Genomic DNA, 26274 nt, shown 5'->3' with positions numbered 1-26274 from the left:
AAACCTCCTGTCTTGTGGTTGTTGTGTTCAGAGATTCAATGCACGCACGGGGCGTACTTCCACACTGCCGACCCGCGCCGCCGGTATGCCACCAGCCACCTGGATCGCGTCGTTCAAGTCCTTGGCCTCGATCAGGTAAAACCCGGCGAGCTGCTCCTTGGTTTCGGCGAACGGCCCGTCGGTGATCGACAGCTTGCCATTGCGCATGCGCACGGTGGTGGCGGTGCTCACCGACTCCAACGGCTCGGCGGCGAGCATCCGGCCGCTGGCCTGGATGGCCTCGGCGTAGGCAAAGCACTCCGGGTCCGCCGGGCTGTCGGGCGAGGTGTGCAACAGCTCTTCGTTGCTGTAGATCAGGCAGAGGTATTTCATGGTGCTCTCCGTTTTCGGACTACTGACTATAGTTCGTGGCGGTCAAGGTTTCAGGTCGAACAGTGCCGTGCCGCTTTCCATGTCGAAAGGCGCCGACCAATGCTCATGCACCACCTTCCACTGCCCGTTGATACGCTGGTAGCCGGCGGTCACGCGCATCCAGCACGCCTTCACCACGCCATCCGGCCCAGCGCCGCCGCAGTGCGCCAGCCAGTGGGCAAACGCGCTGTCGGACGCCTCGACGATATGCAGCTCATGAAACTCGAAAATACCCGGGCCGGGGCAATGCTTCATGCATTCTTCCCAATGGGCGCGGTAGGCGGCCTTGCCCTTGAATTGCAACGCAGTGACGGCATCGAACGAGAGGATATCGTCGGCGTAATAGCTGACAATTTTGTCGATATCACGGGCCAGTACGGCTTGCTTCCATTGCTCGATCAGGGTGTTGATTGCAGTGCTCATGGCGATACTCCTGGGGGGTTGGAAAATCACAAAGGACACCCCTGGTCGAATGGGCTTTGGGCAAATCGACACACCGTTGAAAAATAATTTCGCCTACGCCAAACCCGCTAGAATCCCCGCCTCTTTGTAGGATTTCGGATACGCCCCCGATGGAAACCCGCCTCGTCGCCTATGAGACGCTGAGCCTTGTGCAAAAACAGCAGCTCGACACCCTGCAAGTGCACCCCGAGCAACTGGCGTATTCCGGCGATATCTACTGCGCGCTCAACAGCCTGCTGGCCAACCCCAAGCCCGGTGCAATCAAAGGCTTTGCCCTGCTGGCCGACGAAACGCCCGTGGCCTTCCTGCTGCTCAAACGCCCGCCCTGCCTGCCCCATTGGGCCGACGAACACAGCGCCACGCTGCATGCATTGCAAGTGGACCGGCACCAGCAAGGGCGCGGGTTTGGCAAAGCGTGTTTGCAGGCATTGCCCGCGGCGGCCCTTCAGGCGTGGCCGCAGATCAAGGCATTGGAGTTGTCAGTGGACACGGATAATGCGGCGGCGATGGGGTTGTATCTGGCGGCTGGCTGGGTGGACAGCGGGGAGGCGTATAAGGGGCGGGTTGGGTATGAGCGTAGGTTGAGCTTGGTATTTACCTAATGGGTGTTGACACCCATACGATGTAACACAAACATGACATCCCAAAGATAATGTAATGGTAACGCGACATGGATGCTTCGCTCAGCACGCAAAGACTCGCCAAGCAAATTCGGGCGAAGCGTCTCAGCAAAGGCTACAAACAATCAGATTTGGCCACATTAGCGGGCGTAACACGCCAAAAACTCATCGAGATCGAGCAAGGCAGTATGTCCGTATCAATGGGCGCCTACACACGCGTGATAGGAGCCCTGAGCAGCGAAATGGCACTGGTAGCAGCGCGCCTTCCAACGCTTGATGAACTCCCAGATATTTTCAAAGATTAGGCTTTGTGCCTTTCACAAGGGTGATACATGCTGACAACCCTCGAACAACTCGAAACCCTCTACGGCCTGCCCCACGAACGGGCGGTGCGCAAGGAGATCGCGTTTCTCAACGAGGATTACCAGGCCATGGTGCGGGCGTCGCCGTTGGTGGTGGTGAGTTCATCCGGGCCGGACGGCATTGATGGCTCGCCGCGCGGTGATGTGCCGGGGTTTGTACGGATTGTGGATGAGCGCACCCTGGCAATCCCGGACCGGCCGGGCAATAACCGGCTCGATACGTTGCGCAATCTGGTGCAAGACCCACGGATTGCCTTGCTGTTCATCATTCCAGGGGTTGGCGAGACGTTGCGCGTGAACGGCCGCGCGCAGATTTGCATCGAGCCTGAACTGCTGGAGAGTTTTGCGGTGAATGGCAAACCGGCGCGTTCGGTGATCCTGGTGCAGGTGGAGGCCGCGTATTTTCACTGCTCCAAGGCCTTTGTGCGCTCGGACTGCTGGAACCCCGAAAAACATTTGGACCGCTCGGCGTTACCGTCGGCCGGTGCGTTTCACAAGCGCCTCAATGCTGGGCAGTTTGATGCCGAGGCCTATGACCGAGAGATGCCGGAGCGGGTCAAAAACACGCTGTATTGATACCTCAGTCGGCACCGATTTACCGGTGCCGACAGCACCGCGGTCAGCCCTTTTCGCCAACCGGCAGCCAGATCTCCACCGTCCCCGTGCCCTTGTGCGCGTCGAAATCGGCGCTGTAGCGCTCGAAATCCGCGCCCATCACCTTATAGCCCGAATGCGGCAACCACTCGAACTTGATGTGATCGTAGGTTTGCTCCAGTGCCTGCACCGGCCCGTAATGCGGGAACACCGCATAGTTGAGTGGTGGAATTTCGATGAATTCAAAGTTGCCCGGCACGTCGCTTTTAGTCGGGACTTCAACCCCGGCCATGTAGTCGAATTCGCCATGGTGGGGGTTATGGCACACACCATAGGTCACGCCCCCGACGCGCTTTTTGATGTCTTTGATGCAGGTGTCGAACAACTCCCACAGCTTTGGAATATCAACCACTGTGGCCTTTGAATAACGCCCTTGGACGCCTGCGATTACCAGGGCTTTACCGGCTTCCATGCGTGGCTCTAACGGTTGTTTTGTCTGCTGATCCATACGAACAGTCTCCTTCTTATGAGGGAACAAACCCGCGTCGAGTATAGGGGCATATCCAGGCTGTACTCCAAGTAGAAATTTTTCCTACGCATCTGGACAACTGGCCATCATCGACCGTATTGTCTGCCCCGCAGGCCACCGCAGTGGCCGACGTCGCTCGGACGGTTCCGGGCGCTTACGTACCTCGAGGCAACAATGGCAGACCAAGGTTCGCCGCGCCGCTTTGCGCGCATAGATCGACTCCCCCCTTACGTTTTTAATATCACTGCCGAGCTGAAGATGGCTGCGCGTCGGCGCGGCGAAGACATCATCGACTTGAGCATGGGTAACCCTGACGGCGCCACGCCTGCACATATCGTGGAAAAAATGGTCACCGTCGCCCAGCGTGAAGATACCCACGGCTACTCCACCTCCAAAGGCATTCCGCGTCTGCGCCGGGCCATTTCGCGCTGGTACAAAGACCGCTATGCAGTGGATATCGACCCGGAAACCGAAGCCATCGTGACCATCGGTTCCAAGGAAGGCCTGGCGCACTTGATGCTGGCCACCCTGGACCAGGGCGACACCGTGCTGGTGCCCAACCCGAGCTACCCGATTCACATCTACGGTGCCGTGATTGCCGGCGCCCAGGTGCGTTCGGTGCCGCTGGTGCCGGGCGTGGACTTCTTCGACGAGCTGGAACGGGCGATTCGTGGCTCGATCCCCAAGCCGAAGATGATGATCCTCGGCTTCCCGTCCAACCCCACCGCGCAGTGCGTGGAATTGGACTTCTTCGAACGTGTAATCGCCCTGGCCAAACAGTACGACGTGCTGGTGGTACACGACCTGGCCTACGCCGATATCGTCTACGACGGCTGGAAAGCCCCGTCGATCATGCAGGTGCCAGGCGCCAAGGACATTGCGGTGGAGTTTTTCACCCTGTCCAAGAGCTACAACATGGCTGGCTGGCGCATCGGCTTCATGGTCGGTAACCCGGAACTGGTCAACGCCCTGGCGCGGATCAAGAGTTACCACGACTACGGCACCTTCACCCCGCTGCAAGTGGCGGCTATTGCGGCGCTGGAAGGCGATCAGCAGTGCGTGAAGGACATTGCCGAGCAGTATCGCCAGCGCCGCAACGTGTTGGTCAAAGGCCTGCATGAGCTGGGTTGGATGGTGGAAAATCCCAAGGCATCGATGTACGTCTGGGCGAAAATTCCCGAGCAGTATGCCGCCATGGGCTCGCTGGAATTTGCCAAGAAACTGCTGCTGGAAGCCAAGGTGTGTGTGTCGCCGGGGATTGGCTTTGGTGAGTATGGCGATGATCACGTGCGCTTTGCGCTGATCGAGAACCAGGACCGGATTCGCCAGGCGGTACGCGGGATTCGCGGGATGTTCCGGGCGGATAAAGCCTGACCCTGAACGACCTGAAGAAACCGAATTAATGTGGGAGCTGGCTTGCCTGCGATAGCGATATTGGATTCACCACCGCCATCGCAGGCAAGCCAGCTCCCACAGTTGACCCCGTTCCTACAGTCGATTGTGTGGTGTTACACCACCAACGACAGCAACATGATAAAGATCAGCGCCACCACCGACAGAATGGTCTCCATCGCTGTCCAGGTCTTGAACGTTTCGACCACGGTCATATTGAAGTACTGCTTCACCAGCCAGAACCCCGCATCGTTGACGTGAGACAACACCAACGAACCCGCCCCCGTCGCCAACACCAGCAGCTCACGGTTAACCCCCGGAATCATGCCCACCACCGGCACCACAATGCCTGCGCCGGTAATGGTCGCGACCGTCGCAGAGCCTGTGGCCACACGAATCACCGCCGCTACCAGCCACGCCAGCAGAATAGGGTTGATCTGCGCGTTCACTGCCATATGGCCGATCACGTCGCCCACGCCGCTGGTCACCAGCATCTGCTTGAAACCACCACCGGCGCCGATGATCAGGATGATCGCAGCGGTCGGCGCCAGGCTGGCGTCGAGCAGCTTGAGGATTTGCTTGGAGTGAATGCCTTGGCGATGGCCAAAGGTGTACAGCGACAGCAGCAACGCCAGCAGCAGCGCGGTGATCGGGTGACCGATCATGTCCATCCAGTTGCGGATGGCGTGGCCGTCCGGCAGCGCGACGTCTGCGAAGGTTTTGAGCAGCATCAGGAACACCGGCAGCAGCACGGTGATCAGGGTGATGCTGAAGCTCGGCAGGCTTTTGGACTCCGGCTCGCGGGCCAGTTGGTCGACCAGTTCCTGGGACGGGTTGCCCGGAATGTACTTGGCGATAAACGTACCGAAAATCGGCCCGGCAATAATGGCGGTCGGCAGTGCGACGATCAGCCCGTACAGGATGGTTTTGCCGATATCTGCACCAAACACGCCGATGGCCAGCAGCGGGCCAGGGTGCGGTGGCACCAGGCCGTGTACCGCCGACAGGCCGGCGAGCAGCGGGATGCCGATCTTGATCAGCGACACGCCGGTACGGCGCGCGACGATAAACACCAGCGGGATCAGCAGCACAAAGCCGATCTCGAAGAACAGCGGGATGCCCACCAGGAACGCGGCGAACATCATGGCCCACTGGACTTTTTCTTTGCCGAACGCGCGGATCAGCGTTTGCGCGATCTGATCGGCACCGCCGGATTCGGCCATCATTTTGCCGAGCATCGTGCCCAGCGCGAGGATGATGCCGACAAAACCGAGCACGCCGCCAAAACCGTCCTGGAACGCCTTGATGATCTTGTCCACGGGCATGCCCGAGGTCAGGCCAAGGAAGCCGGCCGCGATGATCAGTGCAATGAACGGGTGCACCTTGAACTTGGTGATCAGAACGATCAACCCGATGATAGTGACCACTGCATCTAGCAGCAGGTAGGACTCGTGGGACATGCCAAACATGGGGGGTCTCTCCTGTTTGTTGTTGTTATTAAAGCGGGTATTGAATCTTTCGCCGGGGGTAGCGCTACCTTTTCCGGCAAAAAATTAATGAGTAGGTTCAAAGCCGTGTTGCAGCCACCAGGCATTGGTTTGCTCGGCCAAGTCCTCAACGCTGTCTTCGCTGGCATTGAGCGCCAGGGTCAGCGGCTCGCCCACGGGCGATTCGAGGGTGGCGAACTGGCTGTCTATGAGGCTTGCCGGCATGAAATGGCCGGGGCGGTGGGACACGCGGTCGGCGGCCACGGCGCGGGTCAGCTCCAGGAACACAAAGCCCAGGCCCGGCGCAGCTTCGCGCAGGTGGTCGCGGTATTTCTTTTTGAGGGCTGAGCAGGTGAGCACAGGATGCTCGCCGGCTTTGAGCGAGCGGCGCAGTTCATCGCAGAGGATGTCGAGCCAGCCGGCGCGGTCGTCGTCGTTGAGGGGGTGGCCGGCGCTCATCTTTTCAATATTGGCGGCAGGGTGAAAGCTGTCGCCTTCAATTGCGGTGGCGCCGTTCAGGCGGCACAGGGCTTCGCTGACGCTGGACTTGCCACAGCCGGAAACACCCATGATGACCAGGGCGGTAACAGGTTGACTCATGAAACACCTCAGGACGCAGATAGCGCTACCTTTGCACGCTGTAAGGCTAGTGCAAAAACAGGCTTTTCCCGCGCCGACTTGTCATTTTTATGGAGTGACGCGTGCATCCTCTCCAACCGTTTGAACAGGATCAGGCAACCCAACGTTCAAGTATTTGCAGCCGTTTGGAGACAGCGCTACCTTAGTGCCTCGATTTTTGTTTGGCAACAGCCTGATGACCTCCAAGAACGATAAAAAATTACGCACCACCGGTCGCCCTACCCTCAATGAAGTAGCCCGCCTGGCGGGTGTCAGCCCCATTACCGCCTCCCGCGCACTGCGTGGCGTCAGCACGGTTGCTACCGAGCTGGTGGAAAAAGTGCAGTTGGCCGCGGCCGAACTCAACTACGTGGTCAACCCCGCCGCTCGTGCCCTGGCCTCGGCGCAAAGCCATTCGGTGGTGGTCATCGTGCCGTCGCTGTCCAACCTGTTGTTTATCGAAACCCTCGAAGCCATCCACCAAGTGCTGCGGCCCAAGGGCTTTGAAGTGCTGATCGGCAACTCGCACTATTCACGCGATGAAGAAGAAAACCTGCTGCGCAACTACATGGCGTACCAGCCACGCGGCTTGCTGCTGACCGGGTTTGACCGCACCGAAAGCGCGCGACGAATGGTCGAGACCAGCAACGTGCCCTGTGTGTACATGATGGATCTGGACCCGAACGCGGGCGTGAATTGCGTGGGTTTCTCGCAATTGAGCGCAGGCGAGACAGCGGCAGCGCATTTGCTCTCCCGTGGGCGCAAGCGCCTGGCGTATATCGGCGCGCAGTTGGACCAACGCACGTTGCTGCGTGGTGAAGGGTTCCGCCGTGCCCTGCAACACGCCGGTATGTACGACCCGGCGCTGGAATTGCTGACGCCGCGCCCCTCCTCCGTAGGCTTGGGTGGGGAGTTGTTTTTGCAGCTGCTGGCGGCGCATCCGGATGTGGATGCGATCTTCTTTGGTAACGACGACCTGGCCCAAGGCGCGCTGCTGGAGGCGATGCGCCACGGCATCAACGTACCGGAGCGCGTGGCGGTGCTGGGCTTTAACGACTTGCCCGCCTCCTCATTCATGGTGCCGCGTTTGAGCAGTATCAGCACGCCGCGTGAGGCGATCGGGCGGCGCTCGGCGGAGCATTTGTTGACCATCATGGCGGGCAACAAGATTGCCAAGCCGGTGGTGGACATGGGGTTTGAGTTGCAGGTGCGCGAGAGCACCTGACCTTTCAAAGCCCAAACACAATCAAGCCAGCTCCCACATGAGATGTGGGACGCCTGTAGGACGCGGCTGACATTGCCGTAAGCGCCTTGCCCGGTTGCCTACGCTTACGTCAGAATCCGCCGGCTTGTGCGCTTGGGGGGTGGTCTCTAAGGTGGGTCGGTCACTGAATTTCTCGGTGATCGGGTTTAGTAGCCCGAACTTCCCAACACAATATGCACAAGCCATTTATGGCGACTGTGCGTAGGGCGCCTTCGGGCGCGCCGGGTTTGTGTGGGATTACCGGTCTACTAACCTGCGCACAGTTGCCACCCAATTTGTTTAGTAGCGATGCGGGTGTTTGCACTAACCAGGTACTTCAACCATGCAAAGCGTCAATCCCCCGACCACGCTCTTCACCCTCACACGCGACATACCCATCGAATCCCTACTGATCAACAGCTACGAAACCGTGTGTTCCGTCAGCACCTTGCTGCTCGACCTGTCCAATGACCTCAGCGGCAAACACCGCGACGTGGCCCTCGCCATTCATCAACTCAGCGAGTTGTCAGTGCTGATGGTAGGCAAAGCCATGGACCAGCAAACACCACGCACCTAAAGCCTTACTCGGTTAACCCTGTGGGAGCTGGCTTGCCTGCGATGGCGGTAGACCTGTCGGCACATCATTGCCTGACACACCGCTATCGCAGGCAAGCCAGCTCCCACATGTTGTCCGTGCCCACTTTAAGATATCGCCGTAAAGTCCTGTCCCTGCTAGATTGACCGCTCTCCATCGTCAGGGAAGCACCATGGGACACTCACTGAAAATCCTCGGCCGCACGTCCTCCATCAACGTGCGCAAAGTGCTCTGGACCTGCCAGGAACTGGGCATCGACTACGTGCGTGAAGACTGGGGCATCGGCTTCAAGCCCACCCAGTCACCCGAATTCCTGGCCTTGAACCCCAACGCCCAGGTGCCGGTGCTGATCGACGACCACGGTGTGTTGTGGGAATCCAACACCATCTGCCGCTACCTGATCGGCCTCTACCAACGCACCGACCTGCTCTCCGCCGAACCCGCGCCACGTGCGCGAGTCGAGCAGTGGGTGGACTGGCAAGCCGTGGAACTCAACCGCGCCTGGGGAGATGCCTTTACCGCGCTGGTGCGCAACAACCCCGACAACCTCAACGCAGCGCAGATTGCCGCCGCCGTGCAGGTGTGGAATGACAAGATGGGACTGCTGGAACAACAGATGGCCAACACCGGCGCCTATGTGGCCGGAGATGAATTTACCCTCGCCGATATCCTTATCGGCCTCTCGGTGCACCGTTGGCAGAACACGCCCATGGAGCGCCCGCCCTACCCTGCGATAGCGGCGTATTACCAACGCCTGAGCCAACGCCCAGGCTTCAAGACCTTCGCCCTCGACGGCCACAACTAAAACAAGGACTCCACCGTGAACGGACTCAACGTACTGCTGACCGGCGCCTGCGGCAGAATCGGCAAGACATTTTTCGAAGCCTCGAAAGCGCGCTACCGCTTCACCCTCACTGACCGCATCGCGCCGACGTTCGACCTGGGCGAGCACCGTTTCGTCCACGCCGACCTCAGCGACAAAGCCAGCCTGGCCGCGCTGCTCGACGGCATCGACGTGGTGGTGCACCTGTCGGGCATCCCCCACGCCAGCGCTTCGTTCGACGAATTGCTGCCAAACAATATCCTCGCCACGACTTACCTGTTCGAAGCCGCCGTGGCCGCCGGCGTGAAACGTTTGGTGTTCGCCAGCAGCGCACAGACCATCGAAGGCTACCCGGTGGACCGGCAGATCACGCCCGGCATGCCGGTGATGCCCGCCAACCTGTACGGCGTGAGCAAATGCTACGGCGAGGCGCTGTGCGGCTATTACGCAGCCAAGACGCCGCTGTCGACCATCGCCCTGCGCATCGGCGCCTTTGAGTTCGCCGAAACCCACGACCTCAACAACGCCCGCGACCTCAGCGCCTGGCTCAGCCCGCGTGATGCGGTGCAACTGCTGCAACGTTCGGTGGAGGCCGAGGGCGTCAAGCACCTGATCGCCCATGGCATTTCCAATAACCGTTTCAAGCGTCTGGACCTGAGCGAAACCACGCGAGTATTGGGTTACCATCCGGTCGACGATGCATTCCAAGAATTTGAAATCCCGATTACTTATTGAGTTCTGCCCATGCCCGCACTCGCCACCGCCGACGGCATCGACCCGATCCGCGCTGCCCACATCAGCGCGCGCATTGACCGCCTGCCCGCTGTCGCTACCGTTTGGCGCCTGGTGGCGCTGCTGTCGATCGGTGGTTTTTTCGAGCTGTATGACCTGTTCCAGACCGCCTATATCAGCCCTGGCCTGATCAGCGACGGGATCTTCCACACCGGCAGCGAAGGCGTGTTTGGCTTCTCGGATCAAGCGGCGTTCGCCTCGGCGACCTTTCTGGGCCTGTTCCTCGGCGCCAGCCTGCTCAGCCCCATCGCCGACCGTTTCGGGCGCCGGGCGATCTTCACCTTTGCGCTCATCTGGTACACGGTCGCCACGGTGTTGATGGGCATTCAAACCTCGGCGCTGGGCATTATCGGCATGCGTTTTCTGGTGGGCATTGGCCTGGGGATCGAGCTGGTAACCATCGACGCCTACCTGTCGGAACTGGTGCCCAAGCGCATGCGCAGTTCGGCGTTCGCCTTCGCGTTTTTTATCCAGTTTCTGTCAGTGCCAGCAGTGGCGTTGATGTCGTGGTGGCTGGTGCCCCAGGCGCCGTTCGGGGTGTCCGGCTGGCGCTGGGTGGTGCTCAGCAGTGCAGTGTTTGCCCTGTTTATCTGGCAACTGCGCAAGCGCCTGCCGGAATCACCGCGCTGGCTGGCGCAAAAAGGTCGTTTTGATGAGGCCGGGCAGATCATGGACAACCTGGAAGCGCGCTGCCAGAAGGATCACGGCAAACCGCTGGATGAACCCGAACCGCAGGCCGTCAGCGTACAAGGCAGCGGCCGTTTTGCCGACATCTGGCAACCGCCGTACCGGCGCCGTGCGTTGATGCTGATCGTGTTTCACGTGTTCCAGGCCATCGGCTTTTTCGGCTTCGGCAATTGGTTGCCGGCGTTGCTGTCGGGCCAGGGCGTGAGCGTGACCCACAGCCTGATGTACGCCTTTATCATCACCCTCGCCTACCCGCTGGGGCCGTTGCTGTTTGTGAAGGTGGCCAACCGCTTTGAAAACAAATGGCAGATCGTCGGCTCGGCCATGGGCGCAATGATCTTCGGCAGCCTGTTCGCCCTGCAAACCACGGCGGTGGGGCTGGTGATCTGCGGGGTGATGATCACCTTCTGCAACGCCTGGCTGAGCTTCAGTTACCACTCGTACCAGAGCGAACTGTTCCCGACCAATATCCGCGCACGGGCGGTGGGGTTCTGCTATTCGTTCAGCCGCTTGTCCACGGTGTTCAGCAGCTTGTTGATCGGTTTCATCCTCGAACACTTGGGCACGCCGGGCGTGCTGGCGTTTATTGCCAGCAGCATGTTGATTGTGATGATCACCATCAGTTGGTTCGGGCCGCGTACGCGTAACCTGGCGTTGGAGAATATTGCGCACTGACGGGTATACCATTGATCAGATAGGTGCAGGACCTGTGATTTCTGACAGTAGACGGTCTGTTTCATAAACCCCTATATGGCTTTCACGACGCTGCAGGACGCAGCGTCGATAAGGAGCTAATCATGAAACCGAGCGAAAAAAGCCTGACAGGCACAGTCAAAGCCGATGTGAAATTAAATGGCAATCCCTTCAAGTTCAGCTCAACGTCCATGCAGTGGAAAGTTGAGAATCGCTGGCACCATTTCACCTTCATACACGATGAAAATACGAGCTTGGAAATCATTACCGCCTCCGAAATTAAGGTGGGCTACTATCAATTTGGATTGGCCGAAAACCCGGTCGATATTTATTACAGTACCTTCACTGATGGCCGCCACCGCCGGACCAAATTGATCCGCGGAGGCTGCGAGGTCACGCAGACCGTCCCTTTCAATGATGGGACGCTTCCAGCACGGGCTGAATTCCAAGGTAACGGCACTGGCGTTGGCGTGACAGTCGAAGTGCTTGATGGCGCAAAACTGAATATTGCACTCACTTAGCCGTTGGTAGCGGCAAGGCGTGGCCGCCTGCGGGACAACCCTTGCCGCGACGGCCCGTTTACCCCAATAAAACCGGGCTGATCGCACCCGGCATGCTATTTGCTCCACCTGACGCACCGAACACATTCCAGGTGAGCAATCATGCTGATCAACAACAACGCCCAAGCCGTATCGACCGTGCAACAGCTCAAGCGTCCCGACATGGACCCGGCCAACGCTGCCGCCAGCACGCTGTACAGCGGTGCCCTGCAAGCCGCGCAGCAGAGCGTAACCGTACCGGCTGCACAAAAGGATTTGGACAAAGCCAACGACCGTATCGACGAAGCCTTCGCCAAGACCCGTGTGCAGCTGCAAGCCACCACCGCCGCCCCTGCCGCATCGACGGATGTGCCGGCAGCCGGTTCGGGCACCAGCACCGCACGCGCTGATTTCACCGACTACATGAACAAATCCCCGGCCGAACGCATCCGCGAGCAGTTGCTCAAGGAACAGGGTTTGACCGAGGCGCAAGTGCAGGCGATGCCGAAGGAAAAGCAGGACGCGATTGCCAAAGAAGTGGCAGACCGTGTGAAGCAGCAGCAAGAACAGCAGGTAGCGGCGAAAGCCACTGATCCGGCGCAGGCTGTGAAAGAAACCCTGGCCGCGATCTAACCGACACCCCTGATGATCGTGATGATCGGATGTTGATCGTTCCCACTCCGCGTGGGAACGATCTTCATGTGTCTATTGCAGTTGCAGGGTGGAGTTGAACTGGCTGATGGCATCCACCACATGCCGCGAGCCCTCCTGAATCTCCAGGATCACCTGCCCCGCCTCATTCGCCAATTCCACACCCAGCCCTGTGCGGCTCAGGCTCGACTGCATGCTCGACACCGCGCTCAGCGACAAGTCGTGGTTCTTGCGCACCACATCCACAATCTCCACCGTCGCCTGGCTGGTGCGTGCGGCAAGGCTGCGCACTTCGTCGGCCACCACGGCAAAACCACGCCCATGTTCACCCGCCCGCGCAGCTTCAATGGCCGCGTTGAGCGCGAGCATATTGGTCTGTTCGGCAATGCTGCGGATGGTCTGCACGATGGAGCCAATGATGTCCGACTGCTTGCTCACCGCATCGATACTCTGGGCCGCCTGGTTCAGGTCGGTGGAGATCGCCTCGATGATCTGCACAGTTTGCTGCACCACCTCCGAGCCTTTACGCGCACAGGCGTCGTTCTGCACCGAGGTGGCATGCGCCGAATCGGCAGCGGTGCGCAGGGTGGTGACCTGATCGGTGATGTCGCTGGCGAACTTCACCACTTTATACAGGCGCCCGTTGGTGTCGAAAATCGGGTTGTAGGACGCCTCCAGAAACAGCGTCTTGCCGTATTTGTTCTTACGCTCGAAGCGATGGGAATGGTATTCGCCACGGTTGAGCGAGGCCCAAAAGGCCTTGTACGCCGGCGATTCAACCTCGGCGCGATGGCAAAACATGCTGTGGTGCTGGCCGATGATTTCTTCGCGTGAGTACTGCACGGTGCGCAAGAAATTGTCGTTGGCGTTGAGGATCTGGCCTTGGGGCGTGAACTCGATCACCGCCATGGAACGGCTGATGGCATCGATCAGGCTCTGGTTCTCGTGTTCGTGGTGGACCCGCGCCGAAATATCCGAGGCCACTTTGATTACGCTCTGCACCTGGTTGTGGCTGTCGAGCACCGGCATATAACTGGCTTCCAGCCACACCTCTTCGCCACGCTTGTTCAGGCGCATGAAGGTGCCGCTGAGGGCTTCGCCACGCGCCAGGTCACGCCACAGCTTGGTGTAGGCCTCGGTGTGGGTGTAGGCCTCGTCGCAGAAAATACGGTGATGTTTGCCGCGAATCTCCTCCACGCTGTAGCCCATGGCTTTGCAGAAGTTGTCGTTGGCATCGAGGATCACGCCATTGCGGTCGAACTCGATCATCGCCATGGACCGGCTGATGGCAGCGAGTTTGGCGTTGGACTCGGTGAGGGCACAGGAGAAACGTTCGATTTCTTGCAGGTCGGATTTGTGATGGCGGTTGAACATGGTCAGATCACCCTTGATTCCCGGCGCCCGGAAGGCGCATTCCATTTATTTTTTGGATAGTACTGGCTAACCTTCATGGGGAAATAACCATCCGAAACGCTTTATATGCCAAACGTCATCAACGGTTCTGGGTGAGCATAGACAGGGCTTGGCGCTATGCAAGGCCACTAGTCAGCCAGCATTTTTAACAATGCGCAGGCCGCGGCTGAAGGCGCCCGGGTGGTGGAGCCGACCAAAGCAAATTCACGGTGCAGCGCCACCGTCAGCGGCATCACGCGCAGGCCATTGCGCTGGGCCGGCAAGGCCATTTCTGGCACCAGCGTCACACCGACGCCTTCGCGCACCAGGCTGTAGGCGCTGTTCCACTCGCGTACCTCTACGCGGATATCGCCCAAGCTCAACCCGGCATCCGCACCCAGGCTGCGGGCATTGGCGGTGCAGCCGCCGGTGGCGAGCACGAAGGGTTGTTCGAGCAGTTCTTGCAACGACACGGTGGCATCGCCCGGGCGCTGCGCGATGGGATGATCAGCCGGCAGCACGGCCATCCAGTAATCACGCCCCAACACCGTGGCATTGCGCTCGGGCTTGGGATTGAGGACGACGCCCAGGTCGATCAGGTCGGCGTCGAGCAAGGTGAGCACCTCGCTGTCGGTGACATCCAGGGTGGTCACCTCGATACCGGGGTTCAACTGACGGAATCGCTGCAACAACGGCGTCAGAAAGGTCGCCAGCACCATCGGGAAACTGGCGATGCGAATGCTGCCGCGTAGCATTGGGCGGGCTTCATCGACCGTGGTGCGAATGGCCTGTAACGCGCCCATCATTACCCGCGCCTGCTCGATCACGCTCAACCCGAGGGCAGTGGGCAAGGTCTTGCGCGGCTCACGGGTGAACAGTTGCGCCCCCAGGGTGGCCTCCATGGACGCCATGGCCTGGCTGGCGGCGGACTGGGTCATGCCCACCTGTTCGGCCGCCGCCGTGATGCTGCCGTGATCGGCCACGGCCACCAACAAGCGCCAGTGCATCAGGTTCATCATGGCAGTAGCTGTCCTTATGGAAGGGGTCTGAAGGTTTAATTTTACCCACGGTGCCATGCCCGCGAGACTGGCGCAAATTCAACCGAGTAGCCCCACATGAAACTGTATTTTTCTCCGAATGCCTGTTCCCTCGCCCCGCATATCGTGTTGCGCGAATTGGCCTTGCCCTTCGATCTGGTGCTGGTCGATAACCAGGCCAAAACCACCGCCAATGGCGAAGACTTCCTGCAAATAAACCCCAAGGGCTATGTGGCGGCGCTGCAACTGGATAACGGCCAGGTGCTGACCGAAGCCAGTGCGATCCTGCAATACCTGGCCGACCTTAAACCCGCCGCCCATTTGGCCCCGGCCAACGGCAGCTGGGAACGTGTGCGCTTGCAGGAATGGCTGAATTTTATCGCCAGCGAGATTCATGGCGGGCTGGCGATTTTCTTCAACCCGGCGATTCAAGGCGATGTGCGGGCGATGTTTGTGGCTACGTTGTACAAGCGTTTGGCGATTCTGGTGCAGACGCTGGAGCGTCAGGATTATTTGCTGGGCGAGCGGTATTCGGTGGCGGATGCGTATTTGTTTGTGGTGCTGCGTTGGGCGGCGTTTCATGAGATTGATTTACAGCAGTGGCCGGCGCTGGCGGCGTTTGTGCAACGCGTGGGCGCACGGCCTGCCGTGACTGCGGCACTGGCTGCCGAATCTGCATGACCTGAAATGCAATTAACTGTGGGAGCTGGCTTGCCTGCGATGGCGGTGTGTCAGGCAATGATGTGCTGTCTGGGCCACCGCTATCGCAGGCAAGCCAGCTCCCACATTAGATCTTCATTGGTTTAGAGAAAGGGTTTCAGGTGGCCATCGAGGATGAAATTGCTCAGTGCCAACACATCCACCGAACCTGAACGATCCTGATCCAGATGCGCCACCTGACTGCGCACCGCCGCATGAATCTGCCGAGCGCCCTGCCCCAGCCGCAACACTCCACGCAGGTCCACCGCCTGCGCAGCCACGATCAGTTCGATACTGGCCACCCACAACACCCGCTCGGTCAAGCGCCGGGTCTTGTCAACCACGGCAAGCGCCTGCCCGGCATAGTCTTCCACCCGATCCGCCACCGGCACGCTCACGGCGGGCAATGGATTAGCCAGATGCCCGATCTCTGCCACCAACGCCGAGCTGGTGCGCTGCAGGGCGGCCATGCCGACATGCCCTGGTTGCGTGATCAGAAAACGCGGCAAGTCACTGGAGGCAGGCGACAGCAACTTGGCAATGCGCTCGGCACTGCAGGCGGCCACTCGACTGAGGGCCAAGCCCAACCCTTCGGCGGCCAGGGCCAAGTGCGTGCTGTCGAAATTGGCCGTGGCCAGTACCATCGATTCTTCGCTGATCAACGCCGGGTTATCCGCGCCGCTGCGCAGTTCCAACTCGACCAGCGCGTGCAATTGCTGCAACGCCTGTTGCGCCGCGCCCTGCACAACGGTGGCGCAGCGAAAGCTCAACGGGTCTTGCAAGCGCCGTGGGCTGCCCGCCAGCTCGCCGCCTTCAAGCAACTGCAACAACGCCGCCGACTGCTCGGTTTGCCCTGGCGCCGGGCGCAAGCGTGAAGCCCACGGCTGAAACGGGCTGAGGTTGGCGCGATAGCCTTCGCACGACAAGGCCAGCGCGGCCAATAACGCCTCCAACACCTGCTGCACCTCGGCCACCAACAGCGCGCCAAGGCCGACACTCACAGCATTTGCCGACACCAGCGCCAGGCCATCTTTGCCGGTCAATGGCACATTCAGCGCGAGGCTCAAGTGCGCCAGCGGCGCCAGATCACTCTCCCCCAGTGAACCGAGCAACGGCACTTCGGGTTCGACGCCTGAATTAAGCAAATCCAACAGTGCATCGGCCGCCACCGGGGAGATACCCGAGCGGCCCTGTGCTAATCCAGCCAGGCGTGCAGCCGTAATCGCGCGTAATTCCTGCCGATTGGCAAACCGCCCAACCCCGACCGCACGGCCCAATGGAATACTCGCCTGAACCGGCGCCACCGACGTATCCACCGCCGCCCCCAAGCCCGTGGTCAGGCCATAAATCGCTGTGCCTTGCGCTGCCAGTTTCAGCAGCAACCGGTGACCTTCGTCGATGCGTTGGCGCGCCTGGGCGCTGAAGTTTGCCGGACTATCCTGGCGTGCAATGGCCAGCAAATCATCCAGCGTCAAACCTTGGGGGTCGAAGTGAATCATGCCCAGCGCAACCGCTGCCCGATGCCTAGACGCTTGGCTTTCGCCAGCAGCGCGTGGCCCAGGGCGATGTCACTGAGGCTCAGGCCACGGTGCCAGAACAGGATGGTTTCCTCGGGGTTGTCGCGACCGTTTTTCAAACCAGCAACGATCTGCCCAAGCTCGGCGTGCAGAGTTTCGGCGCTGAGTTTTCCGGCGTCCACGTGGGCACGCAAGGCGCCGAACATGCCGCCTTTGCACTGGCCCCAATCGTCGACCACCAGCTTGCTCATGATGTCGGTCAGCGACAGCTCCACTGCGCTCATGGTGCCGTAGGGCACCACAAAGGCGCCGGGTTTGATCCAGTCGGTGCGCAACAGCGGCTCGGGCTGGTCCAGGCGCGAGGCCTCGACCACGATGTCGGCGCCGCGCACGGTGCTTTCCCAATCGTCGGTGACAATTACCGGCTTGCCCAGGTCTTGGCGCAGGCGTTCGGCAAAGGCTTCGCGGCTTTCGCTGCGGCGCGAATGCACGCGGATTTCCTCGAAGTCGAACAGATGATCGAGCAAGCGCACATTCCAGTAGGCCGTGCCGCGTGCGCCGATATGCGCCAGCACTTTGCTGCCCGGCCGGGCCAGGTATTTGGCGCCGATGGCGGTGACGGCGCCGGTGCGCATGTCGGTAATGGCCGAGGCGTCGAGGATGGCTTGGGGAATGCCGGTGGCCGGGTCCAGCAGGTTGAGGATGGCCAGTTCCGATGGCAGCCCCTTGCGGTAGTTGTCGACAAAATCACCCACCACCTTGACGCCGGCATAGCCGATATCGCCACCCAGCACACCGCGTAATACGTTGAAGTGGCCGTTGATATCACCGCCGGGAATCAGGTGCGTGCGCGGCTCGATGACTGCCTCGCCACGGCCCTGAATGCCCAGGCTGGCTTCGATGGCGCTGAGGATTTCGTCATTGGTAAGACCCAGTTCGTCGATGTCCAGGCCGTTGAGAAAGTCAATGTAGATTGGTTGCATGGTCTGCTCACTGACGGGTTACGGGGCCTTGAAAACTATTTGCTGCACATCGACCTTTTTCGGGATCAGCCCGTTGGCGAAGAACAGGTCGGCGGTGCGTTGCTGGTTGGCGATATCGATGGCTTGCAGCGGGCGAATCGGCTCCGGCGAGCGGTGTTCGAAGTAGCTTTTAACCACGGCCGGTTGCAGGCCCAAGGTCTTGGCCATCAAGGCAATGCTTTCTGCGGGCTGGTCCAGGGACAGGCGCTGGGCCTTGCCGAGCGTTTTTATGATGGTGGCAACGGCGTGCGGGTACCGTTTGGCAAATGGGCTGTTGACCACAAAAAAACTGCCGGCCGGGTTAAGGCCCTGGCCGTCGCCGAGCACGCGGGCGGAACCATCGACCACGGCCGCCGAGTAATACGGGTCCCACACCACCCAGGCGTCGACTTTTCCTTGCTCGAACGCGGCGCGGCCGTCGGACGGCGACAGGTACACCACGTTTACATCCTTCCACTGCAAGCCCGCGCGCAGCAGGCTTTTGAGGAACAGGTTGTGTGCGCTGGAACCCTTGAGCAGCGCCACGCGCTTGCCTTTGAGTTCGGCCACGCTTTGGATGCTGCTGGCTTTGGGCACCAGCACCGCTTCGGTCTTGCCTTCATTGGGCTCGACGGCGAAGTACTGCAAGTCAATGCCGGCGGCCTGGGCGAAGATCGGCGGGATGTCGCCGATATTGCCGATGTCCAGGCTGCCGGCGTTCAACGCCTCGATCAGCGGCGGGCCGCCGAGGAATTCGGTCCATTGCACCTGGGTGCCGGGCAGCGCTTCTTCGAACAGCTTGTGCTCACGGGCCAGCACCATGCTCACCGAGCTTTTCTGGTAGCCGATACGCAAGGTGGACGGTTCGGCGGCCAGTACGTTGCCGGCCACCAGCGAAAAAACAACAGCAGCGAGGACTTTCAGCATCAGAGTGCTCCCTTGATCTTGGCCGCGACATCCGCAGGCACCCATTGCTGCCACACTTGCGGCTGTTCTTTAAGGAACGCCAGCGCGACCTGGCGCGGCTGTTCACGCTTCTCGCTCATCTGCGCGAGGATGCCGTTGAGCAGGTCGATCGGCAGGTCAACTTTTTCAAACAACGTCACCAGTTGTGGGTACTGCGCCTTGAACGGCGCCGACACGCCAATCGCCAGGTGTGCAGGCATTGAGCGGGTGCCGATGGGGTGCGGGTTGTTGGCGTCGGCCAGGGTTTTCCAGGCGTCGGCGTTGAACGGCGGCTCTTCGAGTTTGATCAGCTTGAAGCGGCCGAGCAGTGGCGTCGGCGACCAGTAGTAGAACAACACCGGTTTGCCACGGCGGATCGAGGAGGCCACTTCAGCATCCAGCGCCGCGCCGGAGCCGGTGCGGAAGTTGACGAAGGTGTCGGTCAAGCCATAGGCCTTGAGCTTCTGGCTGTTGACGATTTCCGAGGTCCAGCCGGTGGGGCTGTTGAGGAAGCGGCCTTTGCTTGGGTCTTCCGGGTCGCGGAACACGTCCTTGTAGCGCGCCAGATCGGCCACCGATTTCAGCTCCGGCGCCAGCGGTTTGATGCCGCGTTCGGCATCACCCTTGATCACGTATTCGGGCACCCACCAGCCTTCAGTGGCGCCTTTGACCGTGTCGCCCAGGCCGAACACTTTGCCTTCCGCCTCGGCCTTGACCCACGCAGGACTGCGCCCGGCCCATTCTTCGCCGATCACCTGAATGTCGTCCTTGGCCAGGGCGGCCTCCAGGCTCACGGTGCTGCCGGGCAAGGTGTCGGTGGGCAGGCCGTAGCCTTTCTCGACGATCAGGCGCAGCACTTCGGTGATCAGGCTGCCGCTTTCCCAGGTGATGTCGCCGAAGTGAATGGGTTTGATGGCCTCGGCGGCCTGAGTGGGCTGCGTCAGGACAGCGAGCGCCAGCAGCGAGCCACCGAGCAGGTTTTTAATTGTTTTCATGCAGAACCTCATGGTGATGATCGGTGAGCGGGTTAAAAGTCATAACTGAGCCGCGTGTAGTAGAACGCCCCTTCCGGCGCGGTCGGTGACAGGTAGCTGTATTGCTGGCCTGGCGTCTGGCGCAGGCGGCTGTTGAAGTCGTCAGGCTTGCTGTCGAACAGGTTGTTTACGCCCACCGACACGCGCAGTTGCTTGGTGAACGCGTAGTTCACGTCCAGGTCAGTGGTCCATTGCGCACTGAACACTTGGTCGTACTGGGCGTTGGTCTCGCTGGCCGCGTATTTGCGGTATTTGCCATAGCGGGTTTGGTTAAGGGCGATGGTCCACTGACTGATTTTGTGCACCGCGCCGAACACCAGCTTGTCTTCGGGGTAGCCGTGCTCGACAAAACCACGGGCTTCGCGGGTCAACACTTCAAAACCGTTGGGGTTTTCGTGGACCTTCTCGATCGTGGTGCGGGCTTTGGTGTAGCCAGCCGACAGGGCCAGGTTGCCGAACTGCTCGAGGTCCAGGTTGTACTTGCCAACGATGTCGACACCCCGGGTGCGGGTGTCGGCGGCATTGGTCATGAACTGCGCCCAGGAATACTGGCCGTAGCCGGCATTGGTGAGAATCTGCTCAGCCAAAGGCCCGGAAATACCCCCGCTGAACAGCAGGCGGTCGCGAATCGAGATCTGGTACGCGTCGATGGTCAACGAGGCGTTGTCGGCAGGTCGCAGCACCAGGCCCAACGAATAGTTGGTCGATTTCTCCGGCTTGAGCGGTTGCGCGCCAAGGGCACGGGCGGCCGGGTTGTCGGCGGGCAACATGCGGGTCAACACCGGGTTGCCGTTGGCGTCGAGGTTGGTGGTGGTGGTCCATGACGTGCCGATCTGCCCCAGGCTGGGTGCGTGATAAGCATTGTTGACGGTGGCGCGCAGGCCCACTTGCGGGGTGAAGTCATACCGCGCCGACAGCTTGCCGGTGGTGGCCGAGCCGAAGTCCGAGTAGTGCTCGGTGCGCCCGGCGACGCCGACTTGCAGCTTGTCGGTGACCTGGTTTTCGAGGCCGAAATACACGCCGGCCACATCGCGCTTGAAGGTGTCGGCATCGTCCGGGGTCAGGCCGGAAGCTTGTACGGCGCCGACCTGCACGCCGTCGATGCCGCCAAACGAGTAGGAGTCGTAATCGCCCGCTTCCAGCCGGTACTGTTCATGACGGTAGGCCACGCCCCCCGAGACCGTCAGCGGGTGGCTGGACCAGTTCACATCCAAGTCCTTGGCGTAATCGAGGGTGATGTTGGTCTGGTCGTTGACTAACGTAGCGACGTTGAATTTGGTCGGGCTGTTGGCACCGTAGCTCGGGTTGACGGTGTTGAAGGCCAGCTCGTCGTGCTCGTCGCGGCCATAGGTGGCGCTCAGGTCGAAGCGGCCGATGGACTCGTCTTCATAGCGCGTTCCCACGGTGATGGCGCCGTCTTCATAGCGATAGCGATACTTGGGAATGGTGCCGCCGGGGTAGATCGACGCCACATTATTCGGGCTGCTCGCGAGTAACGGCGGCGTGTTGTTGACCGAGGTGTCCTGGCCGAACGTGGCGAAGCTGTAGAGGCGCCATTTATCGTTGAGGCCGATTTCGGCGTTGGCGGCCAGGTTGTATTTGTCGCGCCCGGCACCGCCCCAGCGCGGGTCTTGCACTTGGCCGTCGGCGACGTATTTGTCGCCGATATCATCGGGCTTGTTGTTCAGGGTGTTGAAGCTCAGGGTCAGGAAACCATCGCCCGGCAGGCCAATGCCGTACCAGCCATCCGTGGTCTTGCTGAAGCCGTCGCCCTGGGCGTATTTGCCCAGTTGGGTGTTGATGCCGCCACCGCTGTCGCGCTCCTTGAGCACAATGTTGACCACCCCGGCAACCGCGTCGGAGCCGTATTGCGCCGAGGCGCCATCGCGCAGCACTTCGACGTGGTCGATGGCGCTGATGGGGATCATGTCCAGGTCTACCGGCTGCGCGCCAATAAACGGCACGCCACCGGAAATATTCACCACCGCCGAGGTGTGCCGGCGCTTGCCGTTGATCAGCACCAGGGTCTGGTCGGGCGACAGGCCACGCAGCGACGCACCCTTGGGGTCTTGCCCACGGGTGGCGCTGTTGTTCTGCGGAAAGTTGAACGACGGCAGCAGTTGGAACAACGCCTGGTTGAGGCTGGTGGCACCGGTTTGCTTGAGTTCTTCGGCGTTGATCACATCCACCGGCGCGCTGCTGGTCAGGGCCGTGGCGTCGCTGCGACGGGTGCCGATGGCGACTACGCGGTCGAGGGTCGGCGCCTGGGCGGCGCTGGTTTGGGCCTTAACATTGCTGCTGGCCTGCGCGCCTTCCTTGATGATAAATGCACCGTCCGGGCTGACTTGCACCTGCAGGCCGGTGCCTTTGAGCGCGGCATCCACGGCCTGTTGCGCCGATAATGAACCGTCGACCTGAGCCGAAGAATAACGCCCCAGCTGCGGTGTGAAAGAGATCACCTGGCCGCTCTGGCGGCTGATGTTCAGCAGCACTTCATCCAGCGGGCCAGGGGCGATGTGGTAGACCTGACGCGCGTCTTCGGCGCTGGCGGCAAAGGACAAAAACAGGCTGGCCAACGGCACCAGGGCAAAGGTTCGAAGCGGCACACGGTTGAACTGACTCACTTTGGCTCCCCCCAAGGAAACTCGAGAGCGCTGCTCCCCGCAGCGCTTACGGGAGTGATGTGGGTTGGCGGGGGCAAAACTTGCAGACCGTTTGGTTATGTCCTTAGAACCCGGTTTAGAAATGAAAACCAGCTCCCACAAAAGATCAGGCGGCATTGATGGTCACCCACAGCCCGGTGCGGCGGGTAATGTGAATGGGCAAGGTGCGCGCCAGGGTGTCGAGGATTTGCTGTGGGTTGTCGAGCCGATAAAGACCACTGACGCGCAGCCCGGCCACGGCAGGGTCCAGGCGCAGCACGCCATTGTGATAGGGCCGCAACGCCTCGATGACTTCCGCCAGCGGGCGGTCGCGCACTTGCAGGAAGCCATCGACCCATGCGGTGGCGCCGGAAGAACTGGCCTGCACCGGGCCGAAACCGCCACGGTCGTAATGCACTGCATGGCCGGCGGCGAGTTGCAGGCGCTCGCCGCTCTGACTGTCGATGTGTACCGCGCCATTGAGTGCAACGACTTGGCCCTGCCCGTCGCGCTCACGCACCAAAAAACGATTGCCATAGGCGTGCAGGCGCGCCTGGTCGGTCTGAAGCAAAAAGGGGCGGTTGCGGTCGCTGGCAACCTTGGCCAGTAGCTCGCCTTCGCGCAGGCGCACCAGGCGCTGCTGCGGGTTGAACTGGATATCCGCCGCGCTCTGCGCATTGAGCAGCAACTCGCTGCCATCGGCCAAGGTGACGCTGCGACGCTCACCGGTGCCGGTGCGGAGGTCGGCGGTCAGTTCCGACAGGCCTACGGGTTTGGCCAACAGCGCGGCACCGATGGCCACGCCTGCGCCCGCCAACGCGATCTGCAACACCTGGCGACGGCTGGAAGGCGCATCCAGCGCCTGCTGCAAGACCTTGCCGCTGACGCCCTGAGCCTGGGGAATCTGAAACACGCCCAGGCGCGCTTCCAGTTGCTGGCACAACGCATCATGGCGCGGGTCGGCCGCGCGCCACTGGCGATAGCGCTGCCAGTCCGCCGCCGAGGCCTGGCCCGAACGCAGCAGCACGTACCAGCGCGTGGCGCTGTCGATCAGGGCGTCGTTCATTCCAGGCACAGCCGCAGGCAACGGTTGAGCGCGCGGGCCATGTAGTCGCTGACCGAGCGCTGGGAAATCCCCAGCTCGGCGGCGATCTCGGGGTACGTCAGGCCATTGAGTTGCGAGAGCAAAAAGGTCGCCTTGACCTTGGCGGGCAAGCCGTCGAGCAGTTGGTCGATGGCCTGCAGGGCTTCAAGCATTTGCGCGAGGTCTTCGGGCGACGGTGCGTTGCTCGTTTCGTCGTTGTCGAGGGCATCGAGGTAGGCGCGCTCCAGGTCACGGCGGCGCCACAGCTGGTACATCAAACGCTGGGCGATGGTGGTGAGCAAGGCGCGAGGCTGACGGATCGGCAGCACACCGGGCGAACTCAGCAACTGGACGAAGGTGTCGGCGGCGATGTCTTCGGCGTGTGCGCGGGAATCGAGGTGGCGGTGCAAACGGCTGCATAGCCAGTCGTAATGACTGCGGAACAATCCGCCCACGTAATCGCTGTGAGAAGTGTCGGCGCCGGACATAGTGGCTCCATCTGAGTTGGTTGCACGTTATGTCCGGTGTTCCGGTGGAGCGATCCTAGCAAGGCTGCTTATTCTTTAATAATATTTAAAAGGTATTTTTATATAACCTTATTGAATATTCGGATAACCGGCATCGACGGCTGTTTGCTGGTAGCCCAGGAGCACCTGGTAGTCGTCTTCGCTGGCGGGCAGGACCGCACGGATGCCGAGGGTTTCGACCACGTGTGGTAAATCCTGCAACGCTTGATTCATCACCTCACGAATGTGCGCCGCTTGCTGATCGCTCAAGTGCAGCGGGCCGACGTAGGGCAAGGTCGGGCTCGGTGCGCTGTGCGTGACGATGCGCAGCCCCGCCACTTCTTCGGCGGCGAAACGGGCGAGGTAGTCGTAGGTCACGCTGTCGATGGCGGCAAGGTCGGCGCGGCCTTCGCGCAGCCAGCGCAAGCTTTCACGGTGGGCGCCGCTGATGCCGACGTTGGCGAAAAATCGGCCGTCGTGCTGCAAAGGTGCAAGGCGTTCACGCAGCAGGTTCATACCGCTGTTGGAGTCGTGGCCGTTGATCACGCCCCGGCTGTTGTAAAAGTCCGCGAGCCGGGTACGCGGGTTGTCGTCGCGGGTCAGCAACAGGCTGCAATGCTCGCCCTGGCTGCTGTGAGCCAGCTCGTAGCGCGGGCGGCCGATCACGCGCACTTTGCCGCGCAGCTGGGTTATCAGCGGGTAGCCGCAGGTTTGCGTCACCAGCAGTTCGGGCGCCAGCCATAGCCCATGCAGGTCGAGGTGGTCGGCGTTGCGGCGGTTCAGGTTCAGGCGTTGGAAAATGCGCGTAAGCCACGCTTGGTTGGCCTGTTGCACCGCTGCGGGCGCGACGTACATCAACAACTCGGCGTAGTGGTCACTCATGGTCGTCTCTCACGCAAAAGGGTGCCTTGGGCTGTCGATGGCCTTGAGGCCATGGCGGCTGATCAACTGACCATAACCCTGCACCAGGAAACCACCGCTGCGCGCCACCCATTGTTCACGCCGCGCCCGGTAGACCGTGGGCAACAGATACCAGGGCAACTTGGGCAAGTCGTGGTGCACCAGGTGCAGGTTGTTGTTGAGGAACAGCCAGGTCCACGGCCAGGACGCTTCGTTGAGCACGGTGCGCTGTTCCGGCTGCACGTGTGGGCGGTGTTCATAGTAGGAACGGATCGACGCCAGGGACAAGGCTGGCGCAGTCACCAGCAGCAGGTAATGCCATACCGGGAGTGCGCTGTAGTGGGCGATAAAGCTCAGCATCAGGATTGTCACGCCGCCGTGAGCCAGCCACATCGGCCACACCTGGGGCAGGTGCTGGAGTTGATGACGCGCCAATCGGGCGATGGCCAGCGGCGATGCCAGCAGAAAACGGCCGAGTACGGTTTTGGTCAGCCAGTGAACGCTTCGATTGAGCAACGAGCTGTTATCCCACTGGTGTTGATTGAGGTAACGGCTTTCCGGGTCGATGCCCGGCAGGGTCAGGTCTTCATCGTTGTGATGCAACAGGTGACTGTCGCGGTACAACGTGTAGGGGTACCACACGGCAAAAGGCGCGTAGCCGAGCAGTTTGTTGATCAGGGGCGAACGGGTGGGATGGCCATGCAGCAATTCGTGTTGCACCGACAGCCAGAGCGTCACCAGCGGGATCAGCAACACGGTGCTCAACCACAGGCCCAGCCAGTGACTGGCGAGGATCACGGTGAACCAGCCGGCGTATACGCCGATCAGCAACAGCCAGGTCGGCCATTCGGTGATTGCAGTAAAACTGCGTGCCAGGGCTTCGATTTCCCGGCGTTGGGTCAGATCAAGGTAGTTGGCCATCGGCAGCTCAGAGCAGGTGTTTCCTGCTCTGTGCAGCGAGACGCAAAAATCTTGCAGATCGATTGGTTCTAAGCTTGTAACTCAGTGACCGAACAGGC

General features: G+C 60.7%; 27 protein-coding genes and 2 pseudogenes. 12 read left to right on the top strand and 17 right to left on the bottom strand.

From position 1 onward, the window contains the following. Nucleotides 1-27 precede the first annotated feature (27 nt). Together FFI16_RS03380 and FFI16_RS03375 are read right to left on the bottom strand one after the other, a co-directional pair. A complete protein-coding gene (locus FFI16_RS03380) occupies nucleotides 28-372 on the bottom strand; it encodes a YciI family protein (RefSeq protein WP_138814142.1) in 345 nt (114 codons plus the stop codon). A gap of 42 nt (nucleotides 373-414) precedes the next feature. Next, nucleotides 415-834: a nuclear transport factor 2 family protein gene (locus tag FFI16_RS03375; protein ID WP_138814141.1), complete on the bottom strand. Its 420-nt coding sequence runs from the start codon at nucleotides 832-834 to the stop codon at nucleotides 415-417. Nucleotides 835-983: 149 nt separating this feature from the next. Between FFI16_RS03375 and FFI16_RS03370 the strand changes: the two genes are divergently transcribed. The 3 genes from FFI16_RS03370 to FFI16_RS03360 all read left to right on the top strand — a co-directional run bounded on the left by FFI16_RS03370 (nucleotide 984) and on the right by FFI16_RS03360 (nucleotide 2431). Continuing rightward, complete coding sequence (locus tag FFI16_RS03370) at nucleotides 984-1475, top strand: GNAT family N-acetyltransferase (protein ID WP_138814140.1); 492 nt, start codon at nucleotides 984-986, stop codon at nucleotides 1473-1475. 68 nt (nucleotides 1476-1543) lie between these two features. Continuing rightward, a complete protein-coding gene (locus FFI16_RS03365; protein WP_138814139.1) occupies nucleotides 1544-1798 on the top strand; it encodes a helix-turn-helix domain-containing protein in 255 nt (84 codons plus the stop codon). 27 nt (nucleotides 1799-1825) lie between these two features. Further along, complete coding sequence (locus FFI16_RS03360) at nucleotides 1826-2431, top strand: pyridoxamine 5'-phosphate oxidase family protein (RefSeq protein ID WP_138814138.1); 606 nt, start codon at nucleotides 1826-1828, stop codon at nucleotides 2429-2431. 43 nt (nucleotides 2432-2474) lie between these two features. On the opposite strand, the gene FFI16_RS03355 is transcribed toward FFI16_RS03360, so the two are convergent. Next, complete coding sequence (locus tag FFI16_RS03355; protein ID WP_138814137.1) at nucleotides 2475-2957, bottom strand: GyrI-like domain-containing protein; 483 nt, start codon at nucleotides 2955-2957, stop codon at nucleotides 2475-2477. 195 nt (nucleotides 2958-3152) lie between these two features. On the opposite strand from FFI16_RS03355, the gene alaC reads away from it, so the two are divergent. Then, nucleotides 3153-4352, top strand: coding sequence for an alanine transaminase (gene alaC / locus FFI16_RS03350; RefSeq protein ID WP_138814136.1), 1200 nt, complete (start codon nucleotides 3153-3155; stop codon nucleotides 4350-4352). A gap of 134 nt (nucleotides 4353-4486) precedes the next feature. Here alaC and FFI16_RS03345 read toward each other — a convergent pair whose 3' ends face one another. Further along, the gene (locus tag FFI16_RS03345) at nucleotides 4487-5839 is read right to left on the bottom strand and encodes a GntP family permease (RefSeq protein WP_138814135.1); all 1353 of its coding nucleotides are present in this window, start codon (nucleotides 5837-5839) and stop codon (nucleotides 4487-4489) included. An 84-nt stretch (nucleotides 5840-5923) separates the two neighbouring features. Then, complete coding sequence (locus tag FFI16_RS03340; RefSeq protein ID WP_017139216.1) at nucleotides 5924-6457, bottom strand: gluconokinase; 534 nt, start codon at nucleotides 6455-6457, stop codon at nucleotides 5924-5926. 211 nt (nucleotides 6458-6668) lie between these two features. Between FFI16_RS03340 and FFI16_RS03335 the strand changes: the two genes are divergently transcribed. From FFI16_RS03335 to FFI16_RS03305, 7 genes are all read left to right on the top strand, one after another. Continuing rightward, complete coding sequence (locus FFI16_RS03335) at nucleotides 6669-7700, top strand: LacI family DNA-binding transcriptional regulator (RefSeq protein ID WP_178112721.1); 1032 nt, start codon at nucleotides 6669-6671, stop codon at nucleotides 7698-7700. A 361-nt stretch (nucleotides 7701-8061) separates the two neighbouring features. Continuing rightward, nucleotides 8062-8295, top strand: a complete 234-nt coding sequence (locus FFI16_RS03330; RefSeq protein WP_138814133.1) for a DUF6124 family protein — start codon at nucleotides 8062-8064, stop codon at nucleotides 8293-8295. Nucleotides 8296-8485: 190 nt separating this feature from the next. Further along, nucleotides 8486-9118 carry a glutathione S-transferase family protein gene (locus tag FFI16_RS03325; RefSeq protein ID WP_138814132.1) on the top strand — a complete coding sequence of 211 codons (633 nt, stop codon included), beginning with the start codon at nucleotides 8486-8488 and terminating at the stop codon, nucleotides 9116-9118. A gap of 15 nt (nucleotides 9119-9133) precedes the next feature. After that, complete coding sequence (locus tag FFI16_RS03320) at nucleotides 9134-9871, top strand: NAD(P)-dependent oxidoreductase (protein WP_138814131.1); 738 nt, start codon at nucleotides 9134-9136, stop codon at nucleotides 9869-9871. Nucleotides 9872-9880: 9 nt separating this feature from the next. Next, nucleotides 9881-11290, top strand: a complete 1410-nt coding sequence (locus FFI16_RS03315) for an MFS transporter (protein ID WP_138814130.1) — start codon at nucleotides 9881-9883, stop codon at nucleotides 11288-11290. 122 nt (nucleotides 11291-11412) lie between these two features. Further along, a complete protein-coding gene (locus tag FFI16_RS03310; RefSeq protein ID WP_138814129.1) occupies nucleotides 11413-11829 on the top strand; it encodes a hypothetical protein in 417 nt (138 codons plus the stop codon). A gap of 141 nt (nucleotides 11830-11970) precedes the next feature. Beyond that, on the top strand, nucleotides 11971-12480 hold the full coding sequence (locus FFI16_RS03305; RefSeq protein ID WP_138814128.1) for a hypothetical protein: 510 nt from the start codon (nucleotides 11971-11973) through the stop codon (nucleotides 12478-12480). Between the two features lie 72 nt (nucleotides 12481-12552). Here FFI16_RS03305 and FFI16_RS30845 read toward each other — a convergent pair. The 3 genes and pseudogenes from FFI16_RS30845 to FFI16_RS03295 all read right to left on the bottom strand — a co-directional run. Next, nucleotides 12553-12957, bottom strand: a pseudogene (locus FFI16_RS30845) (methyl-accepting chemotaxis protein); the annotation flags it as partial. A gap of 138 nt (nucleotides 12958-13095) precedes the next feature. Next, nucleotides 13096-13872, bottom strand: a pseudogene (locus FFI16_RS30840) (PAS domain-containing protein); the annotation flags it as partial. Nucleotides 13873-14039: 167 nt separating this feature from the next. Beyond that, nucleotides 14040-14909 (bottom strand): LysR family transcriptional regulator, encoded by an 870-nt coding sequence (locus FFI16_RS03295; protein WP_138814126.1) that lies wholly within the window; start codon nucleotides 14907-14909, stop codon nucleotides 14040-14042. 96 nt (nucleotides 14910-15005) lie between these two features. On the opposite strand from FFI16_RS03295, the gene gstA reads away from it, so the two are divergent. Continuing rightward, on the top strand, nucleotides 15006-15608 hold the full coding sequence (gene gstA, locus FFI16_RS03290; RefSeq protein ID WP_138814125.1) for a glutathione transferase GstA: 603 nt from the start codon (nucleotides 15006-15008) through the stop codon (nucleotides 15606-15608). 122 nt (nucleotides 15609-15730) lie between these two features. Here gstA and FFI16_RS03285 read toward each other — a convergent pair whose 3' ends face one another. The 9 genes from FFI16_RS03285 to FFI16_RS03245 all read right to left on the bottom strand — a co-directional run bounded on the left by FFI16_RS03285 (nucleotide 15731) and on the right by FFI16_RS03245 (nucleotide 26176). Next, nucleotides 15731-17125, bottom strand: coding sequence for an aromatic amino acid lyase (locus FFI16_RS03285; RefSeq protein ID WP_138814124.1), 1395 nt, complete (start codon nucleotides 17123-17125; stop codon nucleotides 15731-15733). Beyond that, nucleotides 17122-18126, bottom strand: a complete 1005-nt coding sequence (locus FFI16_RS03280; protein ID WP_138814123.1) for an ornithine cyclodeaminase family protein — start codon at nucleotides 18124-18126, stop codon at nucleotides 17122-17124. Before FFI16_RS03280 ends, FFI16_RS03285 begins: the two co-directional genes overlap by 4 nt. A gap of 18 nt (nucleotides 18127-18144) precedes the next feature. Then, the gene (locus FFI16_RS03275) at nucleotides 18145-19071 is read right to left on the bottom strand and encodes an aliphatic sulfonate ABC transporter substrate-binding protein (RefSeq protein WP_138814122.1); all 927 of its coding nucleotides are present in this window, start codon (nucleotides 19069-19071) and stop codon (nucleotides 18145-18147) included. After that, a complete protein-coding gene (locus tag FFI16_RS03270) occupies nucleotides 19071-20084 on the bottom strand; it encodes an ABC transporter substrate-binding protein (RefSeq protein WP_138814121.1) in 1014 nt (337 codons plus the stop codon). The genes FFI16_RS03275 and FFI16_RS03270 overlap by 1 nt, the downstream gene beginning before the upstream one ends. Nucleotides 20085-20116: 32 nt before the next feature. Continuing rightward, the gene (locus tag FFI16_RS03265) at nucleotides 20117-22747 is read right to left on the bottom strand and encodes a TonB-dependent receptor (protein ID WP_138814120.1); all 2631 of its coding nucleotides are present in this window, start codon (nucleotides 22745-22747) and stop codon (nucleotides 20117-20119) included. A 145-nt stretch (nucleotides 22748-22892) separates the two neighbouring features. After that, entirely contained in the window at nucleotides 22893-23831 is a 939-nt protein-coding gene (locus FFI16_RS03260; RefSeq protein ID WP_138814119.1) for a FecR domain-containing protein, read from the bottom strand. Next, nucleotides 23828-24337: a sigma-70 family RNA polymerase sigma factor gene (locus tag FFI16_RS03255; RefSeq protein WP_138814118.1), complete on the bottom strand. Its 510-nt coding sequence runs from the start codon at nucleotides 24335-24337 to the stop codon at nucleotides 23828-23830. Before FFI16_RS03255 ends, FFI16_RS03260 begins: the two co-directional genes overlap by 4 nt. A gap of 108 nt (nucleotides 24338-24445) precedes the next feature. Beyond that, on the bottom strand, nucleotides 24446-25237 hold the full coding sequence (locus tag FFI16_RS03250) for a phosphate/phosphite/phosphonate ABC transporter substrate-binding protein (RefSeq protein WP_138814117.1): 792 nt from the start codon (nucleotides 25235-25237) through the stop codon (nucleotides 24446-24448). A 9-nt stretch (nucleotides 25238-25246) separates the two neighbouring features. Further along, nucleotides 25247-26176, bottom strand: a complete 930-nt coding sequence (locus FFI16_RS03245) for a fatty acid desaturase (RefSeq protein ID WP_138814116.1) — start codon at nucleotides 26174-26176, stop codon at nucleotides 25247-25249. Nucleotides 26177-26274: the final 98 nt, after the last annotated feature.

This window comes from Pseudomonas sp. KBS0710, assembly GCF_005938045.2.
In the GTDB taxonomy this organism is placed as follows: domain Bacteria; phylum Pseudomonadota; class Gammaproteobacteria; order Pseudomonadales; family Pseudomonadaceae; genus Aquipseudomonas.
This window is presented reverse-complemented; position numbering and strand designations above follow the sequence as displayed.